Source organism: Sinorhizobium sp. BG8 (genome assembly GCF_016864555.1).
Lineage (GTDB): Bacteria > Pseudomonadota > Alphaproteobacteria > Rhizobiales > Rhizobiaceae > BG8.
Window position 1 is genome coordinate 3,775,669 of the sequence record NZ_CP044011.1, and the last position, 21,658, is coordinate 3,797,326.

19 protein-coding genes and 2 pseudogenes are annotated in these 21,658 nt (G+C 62.6%); 11 read left to right on the plus strand and 10 right to left on the minus strand.

Annotated features, from left to right (window positions below):
• Positions 1-37 precede the first annotated feature (37 nt).
• The gene (locus F3Y30_RS17695) at positions 38-937 is read left to right on the plus strand and encodes a LysR family transcriptional regulator (protein WP_203424009.1); all 900 of its coding nucleotides are present in this window, start codon (positions 38-40) and stop codon (positions 935-937) included.
• Between the two features lie 141 nt (positions 938-1,078).
• On the opposite strand, the pseudogene F3Y30_RS17700 reads toward F3Y30_RS17695, so the two are convergent.
• The 5 genes and pseudogenes from F3Y30_RS17700 to F3Y30_RS17720 all read right to left on the minus strand — a co-directional run bounded on the left by F3Y30_RS17700 (position 1,079) and on the right by F3Y30_RS17720 (position 6,814).
• Positions 1,079-2,598: pseudogene (locus tag F3Y30_RS17700) on the minus strand (sulfatase).
• A gap of 2 nt (positions 2,599-2,600) precedes the next feature.
• On the minus strand, positions 2,601-3,671 hold the full coding sequence (ugpC, locus tag F3Y30_RS17705; RefSeq protein WP_203424010.1) for a sn-glycerol-3-phosphate ABC transporter ATP-binding protein UgpC: 1,071 nt from the start codon (positions 3,669-3,671) through the stop codon (positions 2,601-2,603).
• A gap of 8 nt (positions 3,672-3,679) precedes the next feature.
• Positions 3,680-4,510 (minus strand): carbohydrate ABC transporter permease, encoded by an 831-nt coding sequence (locus F3Y30_RS17710; protein ID WP_203424011.1) that lies wholly within the window; start codon positions 4,508-4,510, stop codon positions 3,680-3,682.
• The gene (locus F3Y30_RS17715; protein ID WP_203424012.1) at positions 4,503-5,432 is read right to left on the minus strand and encodes a sugar ABC transporter permease; all 930 of its coding nucleotides are present in this window, start codon (positions 5,430-5,432) and stop codon (positions 4,503-4,505) included. The genes F3Y30_RS17710 and F3Y30_RS17715 overlap by 8 nt, the downstream gene beginning before the upstream one ends.
• A gap of 14 nt (positions 5,433-5,446) precedes the next feature.
• Complete coding sequence (locus F3Y30_RS17720) at positions 5,447-6,814, minus strand: extracellular solute-binding protein (protein ID WP_203424013.1); 1,368 nt, start codon at positions 6,812-6,814, stop codon at positions 5,447-5,449.
• A 126-nt stretch (positions 6,815-6,940) separates the two neighbouring features.
• On the opposite strand from F3Y30_RS17720, the gene F3Y30_RS17725 reads away from it, so the two are divergent.
• From F3Y30_RS17725 to F3Y30_RS17735, 3 genes are all read left to right on the plus strand, one after another.
• Positions 6,941-7,849 (plus strand): LysR family transcriptional regulator, encoded by a 909-nt coding sequence (locus F3Y30_RS17725; RefSeq protein ID WP_203424014.1) that lies wholly within the window; start codon positions 6,941-6,943, stop codon positions 7,847-7,849.
• 80 nt (positions 7,850-7,929) lie between these two features.
• The gene (locus tag F3Y30_RS17730; RefSeq protein WP_246752782.1) at positions 7,930-9,312 is read left to right on the plus strand and encodes a sulfatase-like hydrolase/transferase; all 1,383 of its coding nucleotides are present in this window, start codon (positions 7,930-7,932) and stop codon (positions 9,310-9,312) included.
• The gene (locus tag F3Y30_RS17735) at positions 9,299-10,306 is read left to right on the plus strand and encodes a formylglycine-generating enzyme family protein (protein WP_348649850.1); all 1,008 of its coding nucleotides are present in this window, start codon (positions 9,299-9,301) and stop codon (positions 10,304-10,306) included. Before F3Y30_RS17730 ends, F3Y30_RS17735 begins: the two co-directional genes overlap by 14 nt.
• A gap of 142 nt (positions 10,307-10,448) precedes the next feature.
• On the opposite strand, the gene F3Y30_RS17740 is transcribed toward F3Y30_RS17735, so the two are convergent.
• Positions 10,449-11,369 (minus strand): fatty acid desaturase, encoded by a 921-nt coding sequence (locus F3Y30_RS17740; RefSeq protein ID WP_246752783.1) that lies wholly within the window; start codon positions 11,367-11,369, stop codon positions 10,449-10,451.
• A 335-nt stretch (positions 11,370-11,704) separates the two neighbouring features.
• On the opposite strand from F3Y30_RS17740, the gene F3Y30_RS17745 reads away from it, so the two are divergent.
• Genes F3Y30_RS17745 through F3Y30_RS17765 form a run of 5 tightly spaced genes read left to right on the plus strand, consistent with a single transcriptional unit; the run spans position 11,705 to position 17,066 of the window.
• Positions 11,705-13,267, plus strand: coding sequence for an ABC transporter substrate-binding protein (locus F3Y30_RS17745; protein WP_203424016.1), 1,563 nt, complete (start codon positions 11,705-11,707; stop codon positions 13,265-13,267).
• Positions 13,268-13,309: 42 nt separating this feature from the next.
• Positions 13,310-14,287 (plus strand): ABC transporter permease, encoded by a 978-nt coding sequence (locus F3Y30_RS17750; protein ID WP_203424017.1) that lies wholly within the window; start codon positions 13,310-13,312, stop codon positions 14,285-14,287.
• Between the two features lie 3 nt (positions 14,288-14,290).
• Positions 14,291-15,124: an ABC transporter permease gene (locus F3Y30_RS17755; RefSeq protein ID WP_203424018.1), complete on the plus strand. Its 834-nt coding sequence runs from the start codon at positions 14,291-14,293 to the stop codon at positions 15,122-15,124.
• Positions 15,121-16,098 carry an ABC transporter ATP-binding protein gene (locus F3Y30_RS17760; protein ID WP_203424019.1) on the plus strand — a complete coding sequence of 326 codons (978 nt, stop codon included), beginning with the start codon at positions 15,121-15,123 and terminating at the stop codon, positions 16,096-16,098. The genes F3Y30_RS17755 and F3Y30_RS17760 overlap by 4 nt, the downstream gene beginning before the upstream one ends.
• The gene (locus F3Y30_RS17765; RefSeq protein WP_203424020.1) at positions 16,095-17,066 is read left to right on the plus strand and encodes an oligopeptide/dipeptide ABC transporter ATP-binding protein; all 972 of its coding nucleotides are present in this window, start codon (positions 16,095-16,097) and stop codon (positions 17,064-17,066) included. The genes F3Y30_RS17760 and F3Y30_RS17765 overlap by 4 nt, the downstream gene beginning before the upstream one ends.
• On the opposite strand, the gene F3Y30_RS17770 is transcribed toward F3Y30_RS17765, so the two are convergent.
• Together F3Y30_RS17770 and F3Y30_RS26745 are read right to left on the minus strand one after the other, a co-directional pair.
• Positions 17,048-17,578 carry a PhnD/SsuA/transferrin family substrate-binding protein gene (locus F3Y30_RS17770; protein WP_348649851.1) on the minus strand — a complete coding sequence of 177 codons (531 nt, stop codon included), beginning with the start codon at positions 17,576-17,578 and terminating at the stop codon, positions 17,048-17,050. The genes F3Y30_RS17765 and F3Y30_RS17770 overlap by 19 nt on opposite strands.
• Positions 17,461-17,877 (minus strand): annotated as a pseudogene (locus tag F3Y30_RS26745) (hypothetical protein); the annotation flags it as partial. The pseudogene F3Y30_RS26745 and the gene F3Y30_RS17770, both read right to left, overlap by 118 nt.
• Before the next feature lie 69 nt (positions 17,878-17,946).
• Between F3Y30_RS26745 and F3Y30_RS17775 the strand changes: the two are divergent.
• Together F3Y30_RS17775 and F3Y30_RS17780 are read left to right on the plus strand one after the other, a co-directional pair.
• The gene (locus tag F3Y30_RS17775) at positions 17,947-19,557 is read left to right on the plus strand and encodes an FAD-binding protein (protein ID WP_203424021.1); all 1,611 of its coding nucleotides are present in this window, start codon (positions 17,947-17,949) and stop codon (positions 19,555-19,557) included.
• Complete coding sequence (locus F3Y30_RS17780) at positions 19,557-19,877, plus strand: ferredoxin family protein (RefSeq protein WP_203424022.1); 321 nt, start codon at positions 19,557-19,559, stop codon at positions 19,875-19,877. The genes F3Y30_RS17775 and F3Y30_RS17780 overlap by 1 nt, the downstream gene beginning before the upstream one ends.
• Before the next feature lie 97 nt (positions 19,878-19,974).
• Here the strand turns inward: F3Y30_RS17780 and F3Y30_RS17785 are convergent, their stop codons facing one another.
• Both F3Y30_RS17785 and F3Y30_RS17790 read right to left on the minus strand, forming a co-directional pair.
• Positions 19,975-20,976 (minus strand): helix-turn-helix domain-containing protein, encoded by a 1,002-nt coding sequence (locus tag F3Y30_RS17785; protein ID WP_203424023.1) that lies wholly within the window; start codon positions 20,974-20,976, stop codon positions 19,975-19,977.
• Complete coding sequence (locus F3Y30_RS17790) at positions 20,973-21,536, minus strand: isochorismatase family protein (protein WP_203424024.1); 564 nt, start codon at positions 21,534-21,536, stop codon at positions 20,973-20,975. Before F3Y30_RS17790 ends, F3Y30_RS17785 begins: the two co-directional genes overlap by 4 nt.
• Between the last annotated feature and the right edge of the window lie 122 nt (positions 21,537-21,658).

Genomic DNA, 21,658 nt, shown 5'->3' on the forward strand with positions numbered 1-21,658 from the left:
ACTGGATTATCCACGTGTTAGTGAGTAAATTTCACCAATGCCATCCATATCACCTTCGGACCTGTCCCCGTTCCTGACGCTCGCGCGCCATCGCAGCTTCCGTCGTGCAGCAGATGAGATCGGCTGCACGCCATCGGCGCTGAGCCATGCGATCAAGGCACTGGAGGGGCGCCTTGACCTGCGCCTCTTCAATCGTACCACCCGCAGCGTCGCTTTAACGGAAGCCGGGGAGCGACTGCTTGCACGCATTGCCCCGGCATTTCGCGACATCGAGGATGCGCTCGATGATCTGAACAACCTGCGCGGCACGCCTGTCGGGCGGCTCAGGATCAACGCTGCCCGCACATCATCGAAGATGGTGCTGCTGCCCCTCGTCGCCCGCTTTCTGGAGATCCATCCCAGGGTCAGCATCGAGATCACCGTCGAGAACGATCTGGTCGACATGGTCTCCGAAGGATTCGATGCGGGCGTCCGCTTCGGCGAGGTGATTGCCCAGGACATGATCGCGGTTCCGATCGGCCCGCGCCAGCGAACCGCGATCGTGGCGGCCCCCGCCCTTTTCGAGCGCTATCCGAGGCCGACCGCCCCGGAGCATCTGAAGGCGCTTCCCTGCATCGGCCTGCGCTTCGGCAGCGGCCGGCTCTACGAATGGGAGTTCGAGCGCGGCGGCATGGAAGTTGCCGTCGAGGTGAACGGACCGCTGGTCGTCGGCGACCAGGACATGATGGTCGACGCCGCACTCCTCGGCACCGGCGTCGCCTACGCCTTCGAGGACCAGGTCTCGCCTTACATCGAAGAGAAGCGGCTCGTGCGGGTGCTCGAGGACTGGTGTCCCTACTATGGCGGCTTCTATCTGTACTATCCGAGCCGGCGACAGATGCCTGCCGTACTGCGCGCCTTCGTCGATTTCATGAAGGCGTCGGCTCCCGGCCAGTGACTTCCGCCAGAAGAATTCGATCCCGAGCGAAGCCCATGCGGAGCGGCCATGTCGGCGGGACCGCTCCGACGGGCACGCATCGACGTGACGATGCGTGCCCGTGCGGGCCAATGCGCCTGCGGCCGTGGCCCTCCGGCGGTCCTATTCCGCCGCAGGTTGCGTCCGATCGGGTACCGGGAGCCCGATACGCCGATAGGCTTCAGGCGGAGCATCGTTTTCTTCCATCAGCTCGATCAAACGGGCGATGAGGCGTGCTTCCGTCTCGGGGTCATCCAGCGCGTGCGCCTGTTGGGGATCGACAGCAGCATTGTAGAGCCGCGTATCGCTCTCGATAAGGCTGCCGGGGCCGTAGTTCATGTAGAACGGCGAGCGCGTCTGCACCGGGATCTGAAGCAATGGCACGTCCTTGGTCCAGTCGAACGGCGGATGCAGCCTGGCTTCGCACAATTCCTCCGGCGTGAAGCGCGTCTTCAGATGGGTCGGCATCAGCGTGTACTGATATATCTCCTGCGTGCGGATATCCTCGGGGTAACGGTGATAAGTGTAGACGCCGTCTGTGATGTTCACGGCACCGCCGAAGTAACCGAATATCACTGCGTCATGGTGCGTCTCGCCGACGAGCGCCCGCCCCTTCATCTCCTCGGCCGGAGGGAGACCGAACAACGCCAGCAACGTAGGGGCGATGTCGATGGATTGGGTCACCTCGCCGATACGGACAGAGCGCGGCGCGCGCGGGTCGTGGATGAACAGCGGGATGTTGGCGATCTCCTGGTACATCGTCATCCGGTTCTTCGCCCACAGGTCATGCTCCCCGAGAAGAAAGCCGTGGTCGGTGGTCAGGATGAGCGCCGTGTCCTCCCAGAGGCCGTATTCGTCGAAAGCGTCGAGCAGCTTGCCGAGCAGATGGTCGCAATGCGCGAGGGTGGCGCGATAGTTGGCGCGAAGCTCATCCCCCTCGCCCGGTTCGTCGTTGCCCCTGCCATATGTCGGCCAGTCCCTGATAGGTCCGTTCCACCCGGTTCTGAAAGCCTCCTTGAAGCGGTCGGGGGCATGGAAGGGTTCATGAGGGTCGAAGGTCTCGATCTGAAGCAGCCAGTTGTCCGCCGCGTGGTTCTTCGCAAGGAAATCGAGACCGTGCGCGAATGTCTTGTAGGAGGGGAAATCCTCCTCCGCGTTGACGAATTCGCGGTTGACGATATAGGGCTCGAAGACGTGCTTGATCCCGCCGCCCCGTTGCTTGGGGTGGTACTTTTCGCTGAGCTCGGCAAGGTCCTTGGACTTGTCGACCTTCCACGGATCGGCCTCCTGGCCGCGGACGAATTCGAACGTGGTGTAGCGATTGTGATAGGTGGCCCCGCCGTCCTCCCAATAGTGATAGTGATCTGTCACCAGGTGGGAATGGACGCCCGAGTTGTGCAGGATCTCCGGGAAGGCGTTGTCGAAGGGTTCGAGCGGCCCCAGCTTCGATGCAGGAACGATAGCCGCCCGGTCATCATGTCACGCCGCGCGGGCATGCAGGGCATCGATCCGACATAGTGCTTGTCGAAGACCACCGAACGAGCCGCCAACCGGTCGAAGTTCGGCGTCGACACGGCGGTTCCGCCGTAGGGCCCGAGAAGATGACGGTTGAGACTGTCGAATAGCAGGAAGACGGCTTTCATAATCAGGGAGCTCCGGTAAGCTGCGGCAGGGTGCTGCCGGTGGACTTGGCAAAGAGATGGACGCGGCCCGGTTCTGGCCGCAACCAGACCGTCTCGCCGGCTCGCCCCTGCGAACCGGGCCTGCGCCAGCAGATCTGCCGACCATCGCGGTTGCCGAAGACGTAAGTCTCCGCGCCGAGGTGCTCGACGATGTCGAAGGTCAGCGGCAGGGTGTCGGGTGCGTTCGGCTCGCCGGGAACAAGGTCTTCCGGACGGATGCCGATATCTACCGGTCCGGGCGCCGCGGAACTCCGGCCAAGGACGAGGCGACCTGCGCGGACGGTCCCGTCCACGGCAATCTCCCCATCCAGGATGTTGATCCCCGGCGCACCGATGAACTCGGCCACGAAGCGGCTTGCCGGGTTCGCGTAGACCTCGAGCGGTGTTCCGATCTGGACGATCTGCCCGCGGTCCAGCACCACGATACGATCGGCCATCGTCATGGCCTCCACCTGGTCATGCGTCACGTAGATAGAAGTGGCGCCGAGACGCTCGTGCAGCGCCCGTATCTCGGTCCGCATCTGGACGCGCAGCTTCGCATCCAGATTGGAAAGTGGCTCGTCGAACAGGAAAAGTGCGGGCTTGCGCACAATCGCCCGGCCCATCGCGACGCGTTGTCGTTGTCCACCAGAGAGCTGGCGCGGCTTGCGATCAAGAAGCGCCCCGAGGCCGAGAAGACGCGCCGCATCCTCCACGGCCGCATCGATCTCGGCTTTCGGCCGACCCGAGAGCGTCAGGCTGAACCCGATATTCTGGCGAACGGTCATGTGTGGATAGAGCGCATAGGACTGGAACACCATCGCGACATCGCGTTCACGGGGCTCAAGACCATCAACGTCTCGTCCGTCTATGCGCACGGTACCCGCGTCTGCGTCTTCGAGGCCCGCAATCACCCGCAGCAGCGTTGATTTTCCGCAACCCGAGGGCCCGACGAGAACGAGAAACTCCCCGTCCCTGATATCGAGGGTGATTTGGGAGAGCACTTGCGACTTCCCGAACGTCTTGACGATTCCTTTAAGGTCAACTCTTGCCATTGCTTCCTCTATTTCAAGGCACCGCCGGTGAGACCCTGGACCACGAAGCGCTGGCCAAAGATCATCAGGACCAGCGCCGGCAGGATTGCGATCATGGAGGCGGCGGCCATGGGGCCGTTTTGGATTTCAAATTGCTGGGCAAACTGCGCAATCCCGATCGGCACGGTTGCCGCAGCCCGCGAAGCGAGGGTCAGGGCGACCGAAAACTCGTTCCAGCTGAACACGAAGGCGAGTACCCCGGCCGCGATGAGCCCCGGCGTCACGAGCGGCAGGACCACCTTCCGAAAGACCTGGAACGGCGTACAGCCGTCAACACGGGCAGCGTCCTCCAGTTCGACGGGGATGTCGCGGATGAAGCCCATGAGCAGCCAGACGGTCAGCGGCAGGTTCAGTACCACATGGACCAGAACGAGTGCCGTCAGCGTGTTGTAGAGATCGAGCCAGCGGAAGATCAGATACCACGGCCCTATCAGGGTGAGCGTGGGCACGACGTGGAAGACGAGCGTCCACCCCAGAAACAGCCGCGAGATCAGCCGGGAATGCTGCTGGCGTTCCAGCGCGTAGGCCGCGAGCAGCCCGATAGCAAGCGTGATGACGGTACTGACCGCGGCCACGGTGACGCTGTTGAACAGGTTGCGGACAAAATTCGAGCGGCGCCCGAAAAGCACCTGCTGATAGTTGCCCAACGTCGGATCGAACAGGATGTCGCCCGTGGCGATCGATATTTCCGTCTTGAACGACGTCGCCAGGATGTAGAGGAACGGCGTCAGCGTGAAGACAACCGAGAGCGCCAGGAGCACATGGCCGAGAACAAGACTGCGGCCTCTCAATTCAAGCATTTCGCGCCTCCAGCCAGCGCAGTCCGAACCGTGCCGTCAACAGAAAAGCCAGGACCATCGCAATGGTGACAACCGACAGAAGCGCGCCGTAACCCATCACATTCTGCTCGAAGAAAACCTTGTAGAGCCTCAGGCTGAGCACTTCGGTCGACGTGCCGGGTCCGCCGCCGGTCAAGAGCACGATCTGGTCGAATACCTTGAAGGCAGCAATGGTACGGAAGATGAAGGCCACCGCGATGGCCGGTGCCAGCAGCGGCAGGACGATATGGCGCATAAGCTGGCGGCGATTGGCTCCGTCGATCCTTGCAGCCTCGATCACCTCGCGCGGCAATCCCTCGACGCCGGCAAAGAGGATGAGGAACACCAGAGGCGTCCAATGCCAGACGTCGACCACGACGACCGACAGCAAGGCGATCGAGGTTTCAGAGAGCCAACCCACCTTGGCGAAGCCGAGCGCCTCGAGGATCTGGTTGAGCGGACCAAAATCGTAGCTGTAGATCAATCTCCACATTGCTCCGATAGCGACCGGGGAAACGAGGATAGGCAGGATCGTGACTGTCCGGATCAATCCCTTGCCACGACGAACCGAGGCGGCAAGAAGCGCGAGGCCGATGCCCAGCACGAGCTCCACGGAAACCGAAAGAACCGTGAAGACAAGGGTATTCAGCGTAGCCGTCAGGAACAGGGTGTCATCCAGAAGCAGGCTCAGATTGGCCAACGGCTTGAACGCCCATTCCGTTTGTCCGCGCGAGATCGAGATCTCGGCCAGTGCCATGGCGAACAGATTGAGCATAGGCACGACAGTGAGCAGGACCAGCAAGATCACCGCGGGCCAGAGTGCGACCCGACGAAAGAGCTGCTTGCGACGGAGCGCCCTTGCGGGGCGCTCCGCTTCGTCCAGAATGGCTGAGCTTGCAGTCATCGTTCCCGCTCGGTTCATTCCGCGAGGTCAGGCAGGCGACCGGTCTTGCGACCTGACTTGCGGAAGATCGCCTCGATTTCGGCGGCCGCGGTATTCAGCGCGGCGGCAGGGGTGAGTTCCCCGATCAGCGCCTGGTTCAGCCGGAGCCCCAGCACCTCGTTGACCTCGGCCGCTTCGGAATAGCCGAACAGGCTCACCGCTCCGTCGAGGTTCGACAGATAGGCCTTCACCCAGAAGTAGTCCTGCTCGTCCGCAAGCGGTTCCAGCACGTCTCCCCGGATGGGCACACCACCCGCTTCGACATAGGCCTCCTGGGCCGGCTTCGACACAAACCATTTCAGGAAAGCCAGAGCCGCTTCCTTCTGTTCCTTCGAGATATTCTGCGGGATCGCCGAGACCCAGTTGCCGATGGGCGACGGAAGCTTCTTCCCGTCGACGATAGGGTTCGGCACCGCGCCGAGCTTGCCGGCAACGACGGACTTGGCGGGATCTGTCAGGCTCGACATGGCCGCAACGACGACCTGGATCTCGGCAGCCTTGCCGGCAGCCATGAGCTGGATAACGTCGTTCTGCGTGAGGGCGGCAACGTTGTCCGGTCCGCATCCCTTCAGGATCGCAAGGAACTTGGTGAGGGCGGTCAACGCCTCGGGGCTGTTCACGGTCACGGTGTAGTCACCGTTCTCCATGTCTGCCGCGATATCGGCGCCGTGCGCCAGGAGATAGGGAGACCACTCGAAGCGGATCGAGCCTCGCTCGCCGCGGGTGACGTAACCATAAAGTCCCGAAGCTTCCTGGACGGCCTTGCAGTTCCCCGCAACGTCGTCCACCGAAACCGGCGGCGTAAGCTTGGCCTGTTCGTAGATGTCCGTGCGATAGACCTGCATGTGCGTGTTGCAGTTCGGCGGTACACCGTATAGCGCGCCCCCTTCGGGCGTGCGCCAGCGCTTCTCGGCGTTCCACCAGTGCGTGAGACCGCAGGCAAAGACCTCTTGCGGGAGTTTGAACTCCGGATCGATTTCGTTGAGCGGCGTCAGCGTGCCGGCCTCGTAGAATTCGACCGTCCAGCCGCCGTCGATGTTCAGCAACTGGTGTGTGCTCTCCGCGCCGCGTACCGCGTTGCGGGCCTTTTCCAGCATGCCGGAGTAAGGTGTGACATCCAGCTCCACCACATTCCCGGTCTGCTCCTCGTAAAGGGCGACCGCCGCTTCGTAGCCCGAGAACCAGGGCGATGCGTTGATCAGAACTGTGATCGGCACCTGCTCGCCGACATCAGGAAAGTCTTCCTGCGCCAGAACGGGTGTCGCCGCAAAACCCACGGCGAGCAGCGCCGCGCTCAGTTTCAGCCGCCAGCGCTGGCAGGCCCAGCCGGGTGTCTTTTTCATCGCTTCATACCTCCGTTCGTATGCCGAACAGACGACATACTTTATAGACTTTATTGACAAAACAACCGGCGGGATGATGATGTAAAATGAATTCACTGGGCACGAGCGATAACCTGACGGAATGACATGGATAGAAATCTTCGAGCCTTCCTTTCCGTAGCAAGAAAGGGCAATTTGACCGCCGCTTCGGAGGAAATTGGTCTCACTCAGCCCGCTGTTACGAAAACGATCCGCCGACTCGAATCCGAGCTCGGAGCGGAACTTTTCATGCGGACCGCCCGTGGCATGTTCCTGAACGACACCGGAAAGCGGTTCCTGCAGCGCGCCGAAGCGATTGAAAATCAGTATCGCTTCGCGGTCGAAGAAATGGCCGCGGAGCGGCGGCAGGAAAAGGCAATCCTGCGGATAGTGGCGGGCGTTGCCTATCAAAGCGGACTGGCCGCCCGCCTGGTCAGCCAGCTTCACAGCGAGTTTCCGCACACGATGATCGAGCTGCGCGCGGATCTCCTGGCGCCCACGCGCCCGGAGTTGATGCGGGGCGAGATCGACCTGATCCTCGGCGCTCTGGTGGGGGCACCGCCGGAGGGGATCGTCACCCATCCCCTCCTCTCCGCGAACGTCGTCGTCTTTGCAGGGCCACTCAGTCCTCTCTACGAAAGACAGAACGTAACGCTGGCGGACACCGCGCCGTGCCCCTGGGTGACCCTTCACCGCGACGACCACACGGCAGGTCGCCTCAGGCGTGCCTATGATGACCTTCGCCTGCAGCCGCCAAGGATTGGACTGACGGCACATGCAATCGAAGCCTGCCTCGACATCGTCGCCAACTCCACGGCGTTGACGGCAGCGGCCGACCCCGTCCGGTCACTGGCCCACGAGCGCGGATTGCGCCAGCTGCCTTTGGCGGCGCCATTGTGGTCCTTCGAATCCGGTCTCTGGATCAGGAAGTCATCGCTGGGCTACCCCATCATCCAGCGTGCGATAGAGATACTAGAAGAGCTCTGCTCACCATTGCGCGATGAAAATTGGTCATGACCAACGGTCTCTATTTTCATTTCCCGGGTGGTCAGGGCACCGCTACGTTCCCTCTCCTTTGACAAGCATTGGAGCAGGTGGTGGCCAAACGACCAAACGTGATCGTCTTCTTCACAGATCAGCAGCGGTTCGACACAACCGGAGTGCACGGCAATCCCATGGGACTGACGCCAAACTTCGACCGGATCGCGCAGATGGGCACCCACGTGGCCAATGCATTTGCGTGCCAGCCGCTCTGCGGCCCTTCGCGTGCCGCCCTGCAGACAGGACGCTACGCGACGGCAGCCGGCGTGTTCCGCAACGAGATACCGCTGGACCCGCAACTGCCGACACTGGCGCGCGTCTTTTCCGAGAACGGCTATCGCACAGGCTATATCGGGAAATGGCATCTGGCCGGACAGGATCCGGTTCCCGCCGGCCTGCGCGGCGGCTATGACGAGTGGCTGGCAGCAAACCATCTCGAGTTCGTCTCGGACGCCTACGATACGCGGCTCACCGATGGTGACGGGACAGAGCACAGATTGCCGGGCTACCGCGTTGATGCGATGACGGATGCAGCCATCCGCTACGTTGACGCCCACAAGGAAGAGCCGTTCCTGCTGTTCCTCTCCTTCCTGGAACCGCATCACCAGAACAATACCGACGACTATCCGGCACCCACGGGCTGTCGGGAGGAACTGCAGAAGCGCTTGTGGGTGCCGGCAGACCTTCAAGCGCTGCAGGGCACGTCAAGCTGGCATCTCGCCGGCTACTACGGAATGGTAAAGCGTCTCGACGAAGCCTTTGGCAGGCTGCTGGACGCGCTCAAGAGCCTGAACCTGGAGGAGGACACCATCGTCCTCTTCACCTCGGACCATGGCTGCCACTTCAAGACTCGAAACGACGAATACAAGCGCTCCTGCCATGAATCATCCATCCGCGTTCCGATGGCATTCACGGGACCGGGCTTCGACAGCGGCGGGCGGATGCGCGCGTTGGTCAACACGACAGACATTGCGCCGACGCTGATTGATGCAGCAGGTCTGCCGATACCCGAGACGATGCAGGGCCGGTCAATCCTGCCGCTCCTGCGCGATCCGAAATCCGACTGGCGGCAGGAAAGCTTTGTCCAGATTTCCGAAACGGAGACCGGGCGTGCGATCCGGACCGCGCGCTGGAAGTATGCGGTCACTGCCCCCTACGACGCAGCACAGTCCGAGGCTGCCGAATACGACGAGTTTGCCCTCTATGACCTCGAAAGCGACCCGTACGAGTTGGTGAACCTGATCGGAATGCCTGCGTTTGCCGAAGTCACGGCTGACCTTCGGTCTCGACTTCTGAAGTGGATTTTCGACATCGAAGGAAGCACCCCTCGCATAAACATGCATCCCGAACGGTACCAGCGCCAGCATCGGCTCAGCGCCCTGGACCTCCTGCAAGACTACCGTGATGGGCAGGTTGGACGTGGTCATGGAGGAGCATAACCGCAAGACATGCTGCGTTCCGCGCGGGGAAGTTCGTGTGCCGCAAGCCCCGCAGGCTTCTGCCCAGTCCGGTGAAGGCGCGAGCTTCGACCAAGGGGACATGGCATTGATCCCCTCGGGACTGTTTCGGATGGGCGACGACGGCCCCGATGGCTTTCCGGCCGATGGCGAGGGACCGGCGCGATCGGTCCACGTCGATGCGTTCCTGATCGACAGGACCGCGGTAACCAATGCCGCGTTCGAGCGCTTCGTCGCGGAGACCGGACATGAAACCGATGCGGAACACTTTGGGTGGTCCTATGTCTTTCATGCCGCCCTGCATCCCGCAGCCGCTGGCGCGATCATGGATGCCGGCGTTCCGGCCGTTCCCTGGTGGCTCGCCGTGCGCGGCGCGAACTGGCGTGCACCTGACGGGCCGGGTTTGGGGCTAGCCGGTCGCGAGGACCATCCGGTCGTCCATCTGTCCTGGCGTGATGCTTCCGCCTATGCGTTGTGGGCAGGCAAGCGGCTGCCGACCGAGGCGGAATGGGAAAAGGCCGCCCGCGGCGGCCTGGATGGAGAGCGGTTCCCGTGGGGGGACGAACTTGAGCCGGCAGGCGAACACCGCTGCAACATCTGGCAGGGTGAATTTCCGACGCGGAACACTGCGGAGGATGGCTTTCTCGCGACGGCACCCGTGCGCAGCTTCCAACCCAACGCCTACGGCCTTTGGAACACTTCGGGAAATGTCTGGGAATGGACAGCGGACCGGTGGAGCGCGTCCTGGCATGCGGCGGAGCGGACGGAAACACGCAACAATCCGCGCGGTCCCGATACAGGAGTGGCCCGTGTGATAAAGGGTGGCTCCTACCTCTGCCACGCCTCCTACTGCAACCGCTACCGCAATGCCGCGCGCAGCTTCAACGACGAAGACACGTCGACCGGACACATGGGCTTTCGCTGTGCCAGCGACGTGCCCGGTTCCAACCGAGGTTCGGCAGTTCCCGTTCGCTGACAGAGCGACAACGGCTACCTTGGGCAGCGGTTCAGAAAACCAGACCGCGAACTGTGTCACCGCGGTCCTTCGCACGTTCTGAAAAGCCTGCAGATCGACCTGGTCATCCTTGATGCGGACCGGAATGTTCCCGCACGCAATCTTATTGCAGTGCCACCGACGCGCCGTTCTCACCAGGCGCCAGATGTCTTGGATGGCGCGGATCGTCGTGTGCGTTCAGGAAATAGCGGCGGGCAACATCCGTGTAGCCATCATAGACCAAGCCACCGTTCAATCCGACGAGCGCGTCCCTGTCCTGGCGATAGAGAGCAGGAATCCGGTACCATGGGACCGCAGGCCTTTGGTGATGCAGAACATGCAGGTTGTTGTAGAGAAACAGGAGGCCGAAGAGCGGGCTGTTCTCGACGATTGCCGTGCGTTCTTCATGGTTGTCGGCATAGCGGTGCTCGGCGTAGGAGCGCAATCTGCTGAGGGCGGCACCGAGATAGACGAATCCGAGAAGGTAGAGCCAGATAGGCATGTCGCAGACCACCAGCACCCAGGTCAGCACGACCACCACGCCGACCCCGTGTCTCAGCCAGATAGCAGCGCGCCTACGGTCGCCGGACAAAATCTGCCGCCCCTCTTGTACGAGAAAATTGAGGATCATCACCGCGGGGCCGATCATCAGCCGTCCGAGTAGGGTCGTGTTCCATTGCGCCAGCAGACGTCCGATCGGTCCGAGCTGCGTCCAGGCAGCCTGGGTGAAGTAGGACGATTCGGGATCTTCGATCGGATCGGTCAGGTGCTCGTCGCGGTGATGCGTGAGGTGCCCTTCCCTGTAGATCGCATAGGGCAGCCACAGGGACAAAGGCGGCCAGCCGATCGCGTCGTTGATCCAGCGTTTGCGCGTCGGATGGCCATGCATCACCTCGTGCTGAAGGGATCCGTGCCAGGCAACGACCCAGCCGCCGGCGACAAACACGAACACAAGAGGCAGCGTATCCCAGAACCACGTTAGCGCCAGGAAGCACGAGTAGATCGTGACCGCCAGGACGATCGTCTGCCATTCGACCGCCGGCACATTTGGGCCGCGTGGTCTCGATAAAGGTGAACTTCTTGACAAGGGTGTGCTCCTGAATGGATATGCCGCTTACCTACTATTAATATAATCTATTGATTTAGTAGTCTATCGCCTTACGATGGTATCTGACCGTCGCTGACCGGGGATGTGCCCAGGAAGGCAGCTCACTGCGATGGCTTTGCGGCACCCCGCGAAAAAAGAAAATCCCTTTGCGCAAAGCGGCGTCTTATTGAATATATAAATTCTATGTATTTAATAATTTATTGGCTGTAATTGCCGACATCGAAACGAAACGGCGACCCAAGCGGTTGGGACCGATTACCGGAGGACACCTCATGACGTTCAATCCAACCCGACGGCAAGTACTGCTCGGTGGCGCGTCCCTTGCCACAGCAGTCGCGCTCGGCGGCGTGCATCCCGCCTTTGCCAACGCCGATCGCACGAAAATCGTCGTGCGAGTGGAGAAGGATCTGGTCAACCTCGATCCTGCCAATCGCTCCGGCCCGATCGACCTCAACGTCATCTGGTCGGTGCAACAGGGGCTCATTTCATTCAAGCCCGGTTCGACAGAATGGGAACTCGACGCTGCCGAGGAACTGGAACAGGTCAGCGACACGGAAATCCGCTTCAAGCTGCATAAAGGGATCGCCTTCACCGGCGGCTACGGAGAGCTGACAGCGGAGGATGTAAAGTTCTCCTTTGAGCGCTTCATCGAGCCGGACGCGGAAGGAAAGCCCGTCACTTATGCAAAGGACTGGTCTGCGCTAGATCGCGTCGAGGTCACCGCTCCGCTCGAGGGCCGCATCATCCTCAAGAATCCCGCTCCGGCGCTCTACACCATTGCGCTGGCAGACGGGTCCGGACGCATCGTTTCGAGGAAGGCCTTCGAGGCGCTCGGCAAGGACATCGCCACCAAGCTGATCGGCAGCGGTCCCTATGTCCTGAAAGAATGGACTCCGCGCGAGCAGTTCGTTCTGGAGATCAACCCCGACTACAAGGGCCCGATCAAGCCGCATTTCCAGCAGATCGTTGGAAAGCCGATCGGCGAACAGAAGACCGCCGAAATCGCCTTCAAGTCCGGCGAGATCGACTTCACTGCGATCGATCCCGAAAGCGGAAGAGGTCTTGCCGACCTGCCGGACGCAAGCGTTACGGAAATTCCCGCGATCGACTACGTGTGGTTCGGTCCCAATGTCGAAAAGGCGCCGTTCGACGACATCCGCGTCCGCCAGGCGGTCCGCTATGCGGTCGATATCGACGCGATCCTTCAGGGAGCCTATTCCGGCATCTATCCCCGCGCGAACGCGTTGCTGGCACCGAGCCTCCTCGGCTACTGGAAGGACGCGCCGGTGCATGCCCGCGATCTCGAGAAGGCGCAGGCACTGCTTGCCGAAGCCGGCCATCCGAGCGGTTTCAAGACAAAACTGACCATCGAGGCGAATGCGCGATACGAGGCGATCGCCCAGATCATTCAGGCGAACCTTGCGGAAGTAGGAATCGAAGTCGAGATCGAGGCCCTGGAATCCGCGGCCTACTGGGCGCTCGGCGAAAACGACGCCAGCAAGGATCTGGAGCTGTCGCTGATCAAGTACAACGGGAAGTTCGACCCCGGCTTCCAGACCCAATGGTTCACCTCGGCCCAGGTCGGTCAATGGAACTGGCAGCGCTGGAAGAACACCGAATTCGATGCCCTTCACGAGAAAGGCGCCGTCACCGTCCATCCGGCCGAACGGGAGAAGATCTATATCGAGGCTCAGAAGCTGCTCGACGAGTCTGCCGCCTTTGTCTGGATCACGCACAACCTCAATGCCTTCGCCTCGCGCAAGTGGCTGAAGCCCGGTGTCCTGCCAAACGGCAACAACTGGCTCTACACCGCATTCACCGAAGCCACGGCCTGAGCCTGTGTCTGCCCGTAGCATGCTTGGAGGGCACACGCCGCGATGACGAGCGCGTCCTTCCAGATCCACCTTGCTTTCAAGCTGGCAACGGCACTTCTCGCCGTTGCCGGCTCGGTGGTGATTCTCATGGCGCTGACGCGCCTCATCCCCGGCGATCCGGCCACAGTTATCCTCGGCTCGCGGGCAACGCCGGAGGCCGTCGCCGCCCTTAATGCCCGGATCGGGCTCGACAAGCCCTTGGCGGGACAGGTACTCGCCTTCTTCGGCCGGCTTGTGTCCGGCGACCTCGGCGAGGACGTCTTCAACGGCCGGCCGGTCCTGACCCTCGTCGCCGCGGCCCTGCCGAACACTGTGGCCCTCGCCATATCCGCCATGCTCTGTGCGATCGCCATCGGCGTTCCGCTGGCGCTGCTGTCGGCACGCTGGCCCGGAGGGAAGACAGACCGCCTGATCGCCTTCCTGAGCGTCGGCTTCATCTCGACGCCGAGCTTCGTCGTCTCGGTTTTCCTGCTGATGGTGTTTTCAGTGACGCTGCGGTGGTTCCCCGTGCTTGGTGCCGGAGATGCCGGCGACATCGGCGACCAGCTGTGGCACCTGGTGCTCCCGACCGCGGCCCTTGCCATTGGCTGGATCGGCTATATCGCGCGGCTGCTTCGCTCCTCGCTCCTCGAGGTGCTGGGCGAGAGCCACATCCGCACGCTGCGCGCTTACGGTGTCAGTGAAGCCAAGATCCTGATGAAATACGCCCTGAAGCCCGCAATTTTGCCGACTGTCGCCGTACTCGGCATGGGCTTCGGGGAGCTTCTGGGCGGGGCCGTTTTCGCGGAAGTGATCTTCAACCGTCCGGGCCTCGGCTCCCTCATCTACGACGCGATCCGTACCCGCAACTACCCCGTGGTCCAGGGTGGCGTCTTCATCATCGTGCTCCTCTATGTGCTGACAAATCTCGCCGCCGACCTGGCGCAGAGCTTGATCGATCCGCGAGAGCGGGCCCGCCTCGCCTCCCGGAAGGAGGCCTGATCGATGACGGCTCTATCCGATCTGACGCGGCGGCCGGGCGGTACGTTCTCACTCGCCGTGGTCATTCTCATCTGTCTCCTTGCGATCGCCGCACCGCTGATCGCACCCCACAACCCCAATGCGATTGCGCCGGCGCAGCGGTTGGCGGATCCGTCGCTGCAACACCTCCTCGGCACTGACCATCTCGGGCGCGACATTTTCAGCCGCCTCATCTTTGGCGCGCGCGTCGCGCTCGGCGTCTCACTCGCGGTCATCGCCATTTCATTGACCACCGGCGTGGCGCTCGGCATCGCTGCTGCGCTTTCGCCCCGCGCGATCGACCTTTTCATCGCCGGCATGTTCGATATCGTCACCTCCTTTCCGAGCGTCATCCTCGCGCTTGCGCTCGTCGCCGTCTTCGGGCCGGGACTGGGCAACGTGGTGCTGCTCGTCAGCATCGTTTTCATTCCGCACTTCGGCCGCGTTGCCCGCGCTCAGACGATAACGCTGCGCAACAGCCCCTTCATCGAGGCCGAGAAAGTACTGGGAGCCGAGCCCTGGCGGGTGATACTGCATCACATCACGCCCAACATCATCGGCCCGATCTTCGTGCTCGCCTGCATGGACATTCCGGTCGTCATCACCATCGAAGCGGGCCTCAGCTTCCTCGGTCTTGGCGTTCGTCCGCCGCTCGCAAGTTGGGGAAACTTGCTCAACGACGGTTACACCTATCTCGACCAGTCGATCTGGCTTGCGACCTTTTCCGGCACAGCCCTCATTGTCGCCACCCTCGGCTTTTCGCTGCTGGGAGAGGCATTGCGAGACACTCTCGACCCAAAGCTGAGGAATGCCCTGTGAGCGAGGCCCTCGTCGCCATCGAAAACCTCAATGTGACCTACCGGGGATCCGGACCGCCCGCGCACATTCTCAATTCAGTCGATCTTTCCATCGGCCGCGGGCAGGCAGTGGGCCTCGTCGGCGAGAGCGGCAGCGGCAAATCGACTGTGGCCTTCGCATTGGTGGGGTTGCTCGCAAACAATGCCGAGGTCTCGGCCAGCCGCGCCGCCTTCGACGGCCACGAGAACATCTTCGCCACGAAGACTGCCGAAACCCTTCGCGGCACCGATGTCGCGATGATTTTCCAGGACCCCATGACGGCGCTCAATCCGATGTTCACCATCGGCACCCAACTCGTCGACATCCAGCGGCGCCGGCGCCCGGGCGAAAGCCGGAAAAGCCTCTGGGCCCGCGCCGAGGCTGTGCTTGCCGATGTGGGCGTGCCGGACGCGCCGAAGCGCATGCACCGTTATCCGCATGAATTCTCCGGCGGCATGCGGCAGCGCGTGGTGATAGCAATGGCGCTCCTCGTCGAGCCAAAGCTCCTCATCGCCGACGAGCCGACGACGGCCCTCGATGCGACGATCGAGGCCCAGGTGGTCGAAGTCCTGAAGCGTCTGAGGCAAAAGACTGCGTCATCGATGCTCGTCGTCAGTCACAGCATGGGGCTGATCGCCGAACTCTGCGACAACGTCGTCGTGATGTACGCCGGTACCGTCGTCGAGTCCGGTCCGGTCGAGGAGGTGCTGCATCGTCCGAGGCACCCCTACACCCGTGCGCTTCTTGCTTGCGAAATCGACCCCTACGCTGCCTTCGACCCCTCGCAGGATCTTGCGACAATCGCCGGCACGGTACCCGATCCAGCCAGGCGACCCGCCGGTTGCGTCTTCGCCCCACGCTGTTCGTCCCGTCATGAGCGGTGCAACGGCACGCCTCCGCGTCGGCAGGCTGGAAGCCGCCACGCATTTTCCTGCTGGCAGGAGGCGACGCGATGACCACTCCCGTCCTTGTTCTGAAGCATGCCGTGGTCAGGTACAATCGGCTCACGGCCGTTGACGGGGTCTCGCTCGAACTGCGCGGCGGTGAAACGCTCGGTCTCGTCGGCGAAAGCGGTTGCGGGAAATCGTCGGTGGCTCGAGCGATCGCCGGGCTCCAGCCGCTTGCTTCGGGTACCTTGTCAGTCGGCGGCGAGGTGCTCGTCGAAAGCACGGCAGCAAGGCGGCGCGAGCTTCAGCGAAGGATCCAGCTCCTGTTCCAGGATCCGGTGGCCTCGCTCTCCCCTCGCCTGACCGTGAGCGCGCTCCTGGCCGAGCCTCTGAAGATACGAAGGGTCCACTCCCCGGAAAGCTGGGGCCGGATCCTTGAGCTTGCGGAGGGATTAGGCCTCGGCCAGCAACTGCTGTCGCGCTATCCGCACCAGCTGAGCGGTGGACAGGCCCGGCGCGTGGCACTTGTCCGGGCGCTTGCCGCCGCCCCCTCGATCATCGTCGCCGACGAGCCGACCGCCGGGCTCGACATTTCCGTTCAGGGCGAACTGCTCAACCTGTTGCGGTCGCTGCGGAACCGTCTGGGCCTCAGCTACCTGTTGATCTCCCACAACCTGAATGTCGTTGGCCGGGTGACCGATCGGGTGGCGGTCATGTATCTCGGACAGATCGTCGAAAGCGGGCTGACCGCCGCTCTCTTCCGGGCTCCGGCGCATCCCTACACGCAGGCGCTGCTATCGGCCAATCTCACGCTCGACGGGAGCAGCCGGCGCGAGCGCATCGTGCTTTCCGGCGAGCTGCCGAGCCCAAGCAATCCGCCGTCGGGATGCCGCTTCCACAAGCGATGTCCCCTCGCCCAGCCGCTTTGCTCAAACGAAGCTCCGGAACTCAAGCCTGGCGCGGCAGGACGCGTCGTCGCCTGCCATTTCCCCCTCGCCGAGGCGGCGGCGATCATCCCTCAGGCGATCACGGGGTAGCCATGGCGCGCAGCATCCCGATCCAGCGCTGCGAGCGCCTCGTAATCCTTGTCGCCCAGCACATGGATGCCGCGAAGCGAGAGCACGTCGCAAACCGTGGCCAGCGCCGGGTCTGCGACCACCTCGGCAAGCGCGCGGCGCAGGGTCGCCAGTTGTTCCGGCGAAGTCGTCATCGACGTGATGAACGGAAGGCCGGGTCCGCTGGCTGTTTCCATGAGCACGCGGACGCCTGCGACACGCTCGGGATCGAAGCGCAACGTGTTGCCAAAGGTGACGCAATCGATCGCGGCGACGTCGGCCTTGCCGCTTGCAACCGCATCGATGCTCGCCCGGTGCCCCCTGTTTCCAGTACGGACGAAAAGAAGCGCCCCTCGATCGCATGCGGGGCGATGAGCGCGCGAAACAGGTTGTAGCCCGAATTGCTCCCGGGCTCGTTGATCGCCGCACGCATTCCCCTGAGATCCGTGAGGGAGGCAGCCTGAGAGCCGGCGCGAACAATGACGAAGCTGCATTTCAGCGGCCCGTCGCAGCCGGGCAGCCCGTAGGCCGGCGTCGCCACCAGCTGCACCTTGCCGCGCAACTGGCGGACATAGGGATAGCCGCAGGTTTGGCCGAAGAGCAGATCGGGCCGATGCCACGCCTCGTCATAGCGAACCCCTTCGTCAAGGGCAGCCGGGGCCCCTCGATACCGTAGCCGCGCAGACGTGCGCTCAAGGCCGTCCAGAACTCCCGGGTTGCCTCCAAGACCGGCGGCGGACTGACGTACATGGCGAGGCTGGCGAGGGACATGATCGAGGCTCCGTAGCGGCACGCATAAAGTCTATGCATTACATGGTTTTAAATCGCAATGCGGCATCTTTGCCAAGACAGGAGCGACTGGATGACGCGAGAACAGGAACAACACCCTTCCACCACCGAAACTCATCTTCGTTGCGATGTACTCGTCATCGGTGGCGGACCTGCCGGCTGCTGGGCAGCACTCGAAGCGGCAGCGGCGAAGGTGAAGGTCGTCCTCGTCGACAAGGGCTATTGCGGAAGCTCGGGTGCCACCGCATCGGCGGGCACGCAGATCTGGTACGTGCCCCCGCGGCCGAATGAACGGGAGGCGGCCATGGCGAGCCGCGAAGCCATGGGTGGCTATCTCTCCGATCGCTCCTGGATGGTGCCCGTGCTCGATAAGACCTTTGAAAGCGTCAATCGGCTCGCCGACTGGGGCTACCCCTTCCCGCGCGATGAAAACGGCGAGCAGCAGCGCATCTCGGCGCAGGGGCCGGAATACATGCGACTGATGCGCCGGAAGGTGAAAAATGCCGGTGTCGTCATTCTGGATCATCACCCGGCAACGGAACTGCTGATGGATGGTGAAACAGTCGTCGGCGCGACGGGCGTGCGGAGACAGAAGAGCGGTCGCTGGACGGTGCATGCCGGCGCTGTTGTCCTTGCCGCGGGCGGGTGCGCTTTCATGAGCAAGGCGCTCGGTTGCGACGTTCTCACCGGAGACGGCTACCTCATGGGTGCCGAAGCGGGTGCCGAACTCTCCGGCATGGAGTTCTCCTCGGCATACGCAATATCGCCGGCCTTCGCATCGATCACCAAGACTGCGCTTTACCGGTTTGCGCGCTTCTACCGCAAGGATCACACTCTCATTGAAGGCGCGGGCTCGGCCCGGGGTCGCTCGATCATCGCCCGTACATTGCTCTCCGAGCCGGTCTTTGCGCGTCTCGACCTTGCCGAGACGGCGGAGCTTCGAGAAATTCTGCGCCGCGCCCAGCCGAACTTCTTCGTCCCCTTCGACCGGCGCGGGATCGATCCCTTCACCGAATTCTTCGAGGTCAAGCTGAGGCTGGAGGGCACGGTCCGCGGCACCGGATGGTTACGCCTGACGGGGCTCGATTGCGCCACAGCCGTTCCAGGGCTGTTCGCTGCGGGCGATAACGCCACGCGCGAGCCAATCTGCGGCGGGTTCACCGGAGGCGGCAGCCACAATGCCGCGTGGGCGATAGCGACCGGTGCCTTCGCCGGCACTGCAGCGGCAAATTTCTCCCGGAAAGCCAGCCGGAGCGATGTTCGCACACCACCAAGGACGACCGCACCACGTCATGCGGACGGCAAGGCGCTCGACCCTCGCGCCGTCGTCGAGGCGGTTCAGGCGGAAGTCTTTCCGCTGGAGGTCAACTACTTCCGCACCCATGCGGGCCTTTCGGCCTCCCTGGAAAGGCTCGAAAGCCTCTGGGCGGCATTTCCGGCTTTGCCGCGCGACGACGACGACCAAGCGCTGCAATGGCGCGAGGCCCAGGCCATGCTAGCGACGGCACGCTTCATGTACCGCGCCGCGCTGGCGCGAACCGAGACGCGCGGCATGCACCGCCGCGACGACTTTCCGGACCAGGACGACGCCCAGCATCACCGCCTGATCGCAAGCGGCCTTGACCAGATAGCGATAAGAACGGAACCGGTCCGACCGGGCGTCTACAGGGAGGCTGCAGAATAATGATCGAAGTTATCGACCCGGACACCTGTACCGATTGCAATCTCTGCGTTCAGGTCTGCCCGACCAATGTCTTCGAAGCCGTTCCCGAAGGTCCGCCCCGCATCGCGCGGCAGGAGTCCTGCCAGACCTGCTTCATGTGCGAACTCTATTGCCCGGTCGATGCGATGTACGTCGAACCGGATGCCGAGCGGGTTCATCACGTCCACGTCGAGGACGTCCGCGCAAAGGGATTTTTCGGCAGTTATCGCAAGGCGATAGGCTGGCACAAGGACACCCGCCATCGTCGACATATCGACGATCATTTCCGGCTTCCGCAGTGAAGCCAGGTGAACGTGTTGTCTCCTCGCAGGGCAGTGACCGACTGACGTGGCATATGCAAACCACTCCGGCCCCTCCCCATAGGTACCGTTCGACATTTCAGGCAGCGCTGGCGCGCAGGCGAGCGGGCGTCGCGTCATGAATGCGGTTCCACGCCCTTCGGAACTGGCGCGTCGAGGAAAAGCCGGCGCGTTCGGCGACACTGTCCATGTCGAGCCTTGAACCGACGACAAGTTCCCGCGCGAAGGCTACACGCATGCGGTTCACATAGTCGGTAACGCTCATCCCGACATGCTCGTTGAACAGTCGTGAAAGGTTGCGCGGGCTGGTCGACGTAACCGTCGCAAGGGATGCAAGCGACCAGCTGCGGGCCGGCTCTGCCGCAACGGCATCCTGCGCCCGATGAATGGCGGGATGAATGTGGTTCCGCCCTTCAAGCCAGGGCGAGAGCTGAGGATCCGCTCCCGCCCTGCGGAGATAAAGGACCAGGTTGCGTGCGACGGCCAACGCTGTGGCATGACCTGCCTCCCGCGTGACGATTGCAAGCATGAGATCAATGCCGGCAGTCACACCGGCACTGGTCAGCCGTTCCCGATCCTCCACGTAAAGACGGTTGTCACGTACGTTCGCCGTCGGCGCTAGCCGGGCAAGCGCTGAAAGCATCGAATGATGTGTCGTGCACTCATAACCTTCGAGCAGGCCCGCGCGGGCAGCAAGCAGTGCGCCCGAGCAGATTGTCGCAATCCGGATCCCCGAGCGGATACTCCGCTGCAGCCAGTCGACGATCTCTGCTTCGAGCGGCGCATCCGTATCCCGCGCATCGGCTACCGTCCCGAGCGGCTGGTCGACGGCGCCGGAGACGACGACCAGCGCGCCGTCCGGCAGCCGTGCGGGAAGCGGGACGACACCCGTCAGCCCGAGGCCGACGGAACTCAGGACATCCGACGATGGTCCGACATAGGTCACCTGAAAATGAACGGCCGCCTGTTCCATGTTCGCCCGACGCAGAACTTCCATCGGGCCTGCGATATCCAGCAGCAGGGCACGTGGAGGAACGACGAGAAAGACGGGAACCTGTCTCGGCCGGATGTCCATGATCATGCGGCAGCCGCCTCAGGTGCGCCCGCAAGCGCCTGCTCGACGGTTGCGATGCGGGCAAATCGTCCCGCCAGAACCAGTTCCGTGCGGGCACGGATTTCCGCAGCGCTCCATTCCCGTCCGGATGCATCGACCATCGGGAATGTCAGCGTCGCCTCCCCGACATAGTCGACGGCATAACCCAGATCGGACGCGTGCCGCGTCGTGGTTTCACAGCACTGCTCGGTGCGAATGCCCGAAACGATGACACGACGGATACCGTGCTCGGTGAGCCATACTTCCAGACCGCTGCCGACGAGCGCACTGTGGCGCCGCTTGCGGAACATCGCGTCCGGTTCGATCCGCAGTGGCGCGAGCGTCCTGACCAGCCCTGACGCCTCGCTGAAGATACCGCTGTCGTCGATGTGAAAGATCTGGATCACGGGGATGCCAGCTGCCCGTGCGCCATCGATGAGGGCCTGCTGGCGGGAGACGTAGAGCCCAAGTCCCTCTTCGCTGAAATAGGAGCGGTGGCGGAACGATTCCTGCGCGTCGATAACAAGAAGTGCGGTTGTCTCGGACATTTCGGTTTCTCCATTTCGGTTGATGGAGAAAACTCTACCTGAGCAAAGGCAATCGGTAAGACCCGTCCGGGACGAATTCAGGACAAAGCGCGCCAACGGCACTACACCCTGCGACCACTCCG